Raw genomic sequence first — 4018 nt, forward strand, 5'->3', positions numbered from 1 at the left:
TTAAAGAGTGGCTTATGATTGAGGAAGGCATGTCCTATGATAGATATTTTAATTTTAAAATTAAAGTTGTAGAGCCAGCTTTAAAGGAAATAAATCAAAAGCTGAATATGAAAGTTTCATATAAAGAAAATAAGAATGGAAGATCTGTAAAGAGTCTGACTTTTATTGTGGAAGACCTGGAGCCTAGAATATATGATTTCAATAAAAATAAGGTTATTAAAGATCAAATTTCAATTGATGAATTGGCTTTAGATTTAAGTAAAAATAGCAGTGATGAAACATTATTAACAAAAGTAGAAGAATCAGTAGATAATATTCACGAATCACTAAAAATATTAAAAATTAGTATAGCAGCGTCAACTATACATAGACTTGAACTAAAGTATGGTAAAGAGTTGCTTTATAATGGGGTTTCTATAATGTGTAATAAGTCAAGACACGGAAAGATAACAGCTCCAGTTAAGTATCTAACAGGAATACTTGAAAATTTAAATAATAAGTCTTCAGAAATTGAATTAGATAATTCTAAAAAGCTAAGATTTAATAATTTTGAGCCAAGAGAATATGATTATTATGATTTAGAGAGAAGATTACTTGGATGGGATAAGTGATGTAACAATATAAAATGGTGACTGTCACCATACTATAAATATGGAATTTTATTTTAATATGATTTTGTAGAAGTAAGTTTTGTTTATGGAATAACTTAACAGTGGTGATACTGGTATATTTAATTTAATACTGCACACAATAATATCTGAAAGAGGTGATTGTCATGGGAAACGATTTTGAAGATGATTATTGGGGATTACTCCGAAAATAACTTTTAAATCCCCATTAAGTACACTTATTTCAAAATGAAGCCAGGGTTTAAGAATAAGCCCTGGTTTTATTTTTGTGTATTGGTGGTGTCGCCAACATTTCCGATAAAACCTACGCTAAGACATAAAATGGGAAGTGGCCCATTTTTACATGAATGGTTATTATACCTCAAAAGAATCCCTACAGCTATAAACATTTATTTATGGCCATTAGGATTTTTTTATTTTCTAACTTATCAAGCAATCTTATCATCACTTTTAGAATTAATATTCTTATCTACAACATGGCTTAAATCAATTATAGCCTTTGAAAGAGAATTAATCTTAATTTCAAAGCGAATAAGAAGATAAGTAGCAATAGCTATTTGGAAGCTAGCAAAGAGTTAGTGATATAAATATTTAATATTAATATATAACTACAATATTTTAGTTTAAAATGTTATATTGATATATTATTAAAATACTACATAGTAATATTATTAATAATATTAAATAATGAGGTGAAATATAAATGTGTAATATTATATATATAATTAATGTTAAAGGTAGAGTAGGAAAGACTACAACTGCAATTAATTTAACTGGACCGTTTGCAGAACAAGAACATAAAGTATTATTAAAATGGTGACGGTCACCATACTGAGGGAACTTGTGACTGAAATTGCTTTAAGATTTGAAATTTTTAAAACGCGAATAATTTATATTTTAATTTCAAACAATAACTATAAAAGATAATTGGGGTTTTAAGGAGATATTTACTTATGAAAAAAATATTAACTTTAATTGCTATTTTAGGTCTTATTGGAATACTGATTGGATGCAATACAGGCAGTAGTAAAATTATAACAACAAATGCTTCACTGGAGAAGAATAGATTACAAACAATAAAGGAAAAAGGAGTATTAACTTTTGCTTCAGCAAATGATCCACCTTTTGTATATATAAATCCTAAAACAAATCAGCTGGATGGAGTTGATGCTGATATCATAACTGAAATTGCAAAGCGACTTGGAATTAATAAAGTTGAAAGAAAGGAAATACCATTTTCAGATCTATTAGATAAACTAAATACTGATGACAGTATAGATCTGGCAGCCAATGGGATATTTATAACTCCTGATCGTGAAGCTATAGTATCATTCACTCAACCATTATATATAGGATCAGAAGTTGTAATTGTTCCAAAAGCTTCAAAAATTAATTTTAAGAGTGATTTGAAAAATGCAGTAGTTGGAACTGAAAAAGGCACGAAATTTGTAGATTTAGTACAAGATTGGAAGAAAAATAACTTAATAAAAGATGTATTAAGTTTTAATAATACCCTTGAATTGTTGAATGCTATAAATAATGGGAAAGTTGATGCCGGTGTATCTGATTATGCAATTGTAAACTATACTTTAAAAAACGAAAAACTCTTTTTAAAGACATTAACAGATTACACTCCTGAACTACATGTACCTACAGGAATAGCAGTCAAAAAAAAAGATACTACCTTATTAAATACATTAAATAAAATAATTGATGAAATGAAAGCAGATGGTACGTTGTATGCTATTCTTGTAGAGAATGGAATAGATAAAAAGAATATGATTAGAAACTAATGACACAAGTATAAACTTAACATATGTTCATATCAACTTTAATTTTGATGTGTCATTATGATTAGTACGTCAAATGTAGAAATTATGTATTACTTTAAAAGTAATAGAGTTATTAAAAAGGCACTATAAAAGTGCCTTTTAAGAGAAAACTAAATTAATATTATTCAAGTACTTTTTAATAAATGGTTAATTCACCATCTCCAACTACTACTATCGTATAGTCAGATTGAAGGGGTTTCAAATTATATGTTTTAGATTGTGGTCTCAAGCGTATAGCCTGAATAACATTTGGTTTAGAGTCAAAAACAATCAGATAAATACGTTCATTAAAAGAATTGTTTTGAACAATATACTTAGTATTTGGAGATAAATTTAAATCAGTTATTGTATAAATACCTTGCTTAACAGCTTGAGTTGAGGCTATGGAAGGTATGATGTTAATATTAAATGATAAACAAGAGAAAAATAAAAATGCAAAAATAAATTTTTTCATATATATGTACCAACCTTTCATTTCATCAAACAATAAATAAATTAGTAAATAGTGTATTTTAAGATATAATGATGTCGGCCTTACCAATTATAACTATTACATATCCAGGTAGTAAAGTCTCTAAATTATAGTTTTGTGATTTAGGTTCTATTTGTATTATTTGTTGAACAATTTGATTAGAATCGAAAATTATCAAGAAAGCGTATTCATTAGTAGAAGTGTTTTGTATGGTATGAACAGTATTTGGGTCTAAATTTAATTGTTTATCTGTATAAATTCCTTGTTTATAAGATTTGGGTTGAGCTATTGAAGATACTATTAGAATGTTAAATGATATAAATAAAACAACAGAAAATATAACAACGCACTTCTTCATTTACCTAATTACCTCCAGTAATTATAATATTCTTAGGTTAGATATCATAATTGTTATTATGTGAAAATAAAAAAAATATATTCGAAAAATAAATAATAAACAAGTGATACTGGCGAAGAAAATTAGGATTATTCCAAGCATAGAGCAGGAACAAAAATTATGGCAATCAGTTGGTACTGCAAGAGTTATATATAATTGGACACTTGCAAGTCAAGAAGAAAATTACAAAAATGGGGGAAAGTTTATATCCTATGGTGATTTAAGAAAAGAATTAATTATCTTAAAGAAAACAGAAGAGTATAAATCGCTTAATTAAGTATCTAATAATGTAGCGAAACAGGCTATAAAAGACGCTTGTGAAGCTTAGAAGAAGTTCTCTAAAGCATTAGCAGATAAGCCAAGATTTAAAAGCAGAAGAAAGTCTAAACTATCATTTTATAACGATAATATAAAACTAAAAGTAAAATTCAATATGGAATTCAATATGGTTTTAATTGAAAAAGTAGGTTGGATAAAAACAGCAGAACAAATACCTATGAATGCTAAGTATACTAACCCACGGATAAGTTTTGACGGTAAGTATTGTTATAGTGTGACTTGTTGCTAGACAAAGATAAGCGAAGGTTTATTACAAAACTAGCCTAATTAGCTGATTAAATTCAGAAATTAGAACTATTATTATGATAGGTAGAATGATAGGGTAACGCCTTGAAATGCCTTCCCAAAG

At 27.4% G+C, this 4018-nt stretch carries 5 protein-coding genes and 2 pseudogenes; 4 read left to right on the forward strand and 3 right to left on the reverse strand.

The features are described 5' to 3' along the window. A pseudogene (locus LLF98_RS08595) lies at positions 1–611 on the forward strand (RepB family plasmid replication initiator protein); the annotation flags it as partial. 446 nt (positions 612–1057) lie between these two features. Here LLF98_RS08595 and LLF98_RS08600 read toward each other — a convergent pair. Further along, complete coding sequence (locus LLF98_RS08600) at positions 1058–1186, reverse strand: YvrJ family protein (RefSeq protein ID WP_366512087.1); 129 nt, start codon at positions 1184–1186, stop codon at positions 1058–1060. Positions 1187–1332: 146 nt separating this feature from the next. Between LLF98_RS08600 and LLF98_RS08605 the strand changes: the two genes are divergently transcribed. Together LLF98_RS08605 and LLF98_RS08610 are read left to right on the forward strand one after the other, a co-directional pair. Further along, the gene (locus LLF98_RS08605; protein ID WP_291702725.1) at positions 1333–1449 is read left to right on the forward strand and encodes an AAA family ATPase; all 117 of its coding nucleotides are present in this window, start codon (positions 1333–1335) and stop codon (positions 1447–1449) included. A 133-nt stretch (positions 1450–1582) separates the two neighbouring features. Further along, on the forward strand, positions 1583–2422 hold the full coding sequence (locus tag LLF98_RS08610) for an ABC transporter substrate-binding protein (RefSeq protein WP_291702726.1): 840 nt from the start codon (positions 1583–1585) through the stop codon (positions 2420–2422). 175 nt (positions 2423–2597) lie between these two features. Here the strand turns inward: LLF98_RS08610 and LLF98_RS08615 are convergent, their stop codons facing one another. Both LLF98_RS08615 and LLF98_RS08620 read right to left on the reverse strand, forming a co-directional pair. Further along, on the reverse strand, positions 2598–2915 hold the full coding sequence (locus LLF98_RS08615) for a hypothetical protein (protein ID WP_291702727.1): 318 nt from the start codon (positions 2913–2915) through the stop codon (positions 2598–2600). 58 nt (positions 2916–2973) lie between these two features. Next, positions 2974–3291 carry a hypothetical protein gene (locus LLF98_RS08620; protein ID WP_291702728.1) on the reverse strand — a complete coding sequence of 106 codons (318 nt, stop codon included), beginning with the start codon at positions 3289–3291 and terminating at the stop codon, positions 2974–2976. A gap of 103 nt (positions 3292–3394) precedes the next feature. Here LLF98_RS08620 and LLF98_RS08625 point away from each other — a divergent pair. After that, positions 3395–3880: pseudogene (locus LLF98_RS08625) on the forward strand (transposase); the annotation flags it as partial. Positions 3881–4018 lie beyond the last annotated feature (138 nt).

This window comes from Clostridium sp., assembly GCF_021372645.1.
In the GTDB taxonomy this organism is placed as follows: domain Bacteria; phylum Bacillota; class Clostridia; order Clostridiales; family Clostridiaceae; genus Clostridium.

Bases quoted from the DNA above. Each gene is read 5' to 3' on its own strand.
- LLF98_RS08605 (WP_291702725.1), top strand. From the start codon at position 1,333: ATGTGTAATATTATATATATAATTAATGTTAAAGGTAGAGTAGGAAAG.
- LLF98_RS08610 (WP_291702726.1), top strand. From the start codon at position 1,583: ATGAAAAAAATATTAACTTTAATTGCTATTTTAGGTCTTATTGGAATA.
- LLF98_RS08615 (WP_291702727.1), bottom strand. From the start codon at position 2,915: ATGAAAAAATTTATTTTTGCATTTTTATTTTTCTCTTGTTTATCATTT.
- LLF98_RS08620 (WP_291702728.1), bottom strand. From the start codon at position 3,291: ATGAAGAAGTGCGTTGTTATATTTTCTGTTGTTTTATTTATATCATTT.